The following is a 1,655-nucleotide window of genomic DNA, read 5'->3' as shown; positions in this document are numbered from 1 at the left end:
AAGGAGAGAACCATGACCATCGCTGTCGAAACTGAAACTGAAATTGTTGTCGGGGCGCACCCGCTTGATCCGTTGTCCCGTGCCGAGATTTCTCGCGCGGTCGCCATTCTCAAGAATGGGCCGGCGGCGGCTGAGACGTTCCGCTTCATCAGTGTTGAGCTGCGGGAACCGTCCAAGCATGCTCTGCGGGCCGGCACGGAGACCGAGCGTGAGGCTGATTCGGTGCTCATCGACCGGGCCACGGGCGACGCGTTCGAAGCGATCATCAACCTCGATTCCGGCATCGTCACGACGTGGACCCAGTTGGCGTCGGGCGTGCAGCCGCCGTTCATGCTGGACGAGTTCGCCGAGTGCGAGATCAACTGCAAGAAGGACCCGCGCGTTGTCGAGGCGTTGACTGCCCGCGGCATCACCAACCTGGACCTGGTCTGCTTTGAGCCGTGGTCGGTTGGCTGGTTCGGAGAAGACGCTGAGGGTCGACGCCTGATGCGCGCTCTCGTCTTCGTTCGGCAGGATCCTGACGACAGCCCCTATGCCCACCCGATCGAGAACTTCGTCGTCATCTACGACCTCACCTCCGGCACGGTCGCCAAGGTTGAAGACGCCGAAGCTATCCCGGTGCCCTCGGCTGCCGGCAACTACCTGCCCAAGTATGTCGGGCCGGCTCGCACCGACCTCAAGCCCATTTCCATCACCCAGCCCGAAGGTGCGTCCTTCACGGTGACGGGTAACCATGTGCGGTGGGCCGACTGGTCCTTCCGCGTGGGTTTCACACCGCGTGAGGGCCTGGTGCTGCACCAGCTCAAGTTCCGCAACAAGGGCACGGACCGATCCGTCATCAACCGCGCGTCCCTGGCAGAGATGGTCGTTCCCTACGGCGACCCGGCTCCCGTGCAGGCCAAGAAGAATGCCTTCGACTCCGGCGAATACAACATCGGCAACATGGCTAACTCGCTCAAGCTCGGCTGCGACTGCCTGGGTGAGATCAAGTACTTCGATGGCATCACGACCGACAGCCACGGCAACCCGATGACCATCGAAAACGCCATCTGCATGCACGAAGAAGACGACAGCATCATGTGGAAGCATTTCGACTTCCGCGAAGGTACTGCCGAAGTTCGACGCAGCCGCAAACTCGTGATCTCCTTCATCGCGACAGTCGCCAACTACGAGTACGCGTTCTACTGGCACCTCTTTCTTGACGGCAGCATCGAGTTTTTGGTCAAGGCCACGGGAATTCTGTCGACGGCCGCCCAGAACCCGGGCGAAAAGACCCCATACGGCCAGGCGCTCAACAACGACGGCCTCTACGGCCCCATCCACCAGCACCTCTTCAACGTGCGGATGGACTTTGAGCTTGACGGTCCGCTGAACTCCGTCTACGAGGTCGACACCGAGATCCCGGCCGACAACCCCACCCTCACCGCGTTCCGTGCGGTTGATCGACTGCTCGAAACCGAGCAGGCGGCAATCCGCAAGGCCGACAGCTCCAAGCACCGCTTCTGGAAGGTCGCCAACCGCGACAGCAAGAACCTGGTCAACGAGCCGGTGGCCTACCGCCTCATCCCCACGAATGCGATCACCCTGGCCGCCGACGAGCGTTCCCACGTGAGTCAGCGCGCTCAGTTTGCTCGCAACAACCTGTGGGTGACCGC

At 61.9% G+C, this 1,655-nt stretch carries 1 protein-coding gene; it reads left to right on the top strand.

What is annotated here, in order from left to right; translation table 11 throughout:
- Positions 1-12: 12 nt before the first annotated feature.
- A partial coding sequence (locus BMW72_RS18215; protein ID WP_092113169.1) for a primary-amine oxidase occupies positions 13-1,655 on the top strand: 1,643 nt, incomplete at its 3' end.

Origin of the sequence: Cryobacterium luteum, from assembly GCF_900110125.1 — a bacterium.
Taxonomy (GTDB): domain Bacteria; phylum Actinomycetota; class Actinomycetes; order Actinomycetales; family Microbacteriaceae; genus Cryobacterium; species Cryobacterium luteum.
The sequence above is the reverse complement of the archived record's forward strand: the minus strand, read 5'-3'. Positions and strand labels throughout refer to the sequence as shown.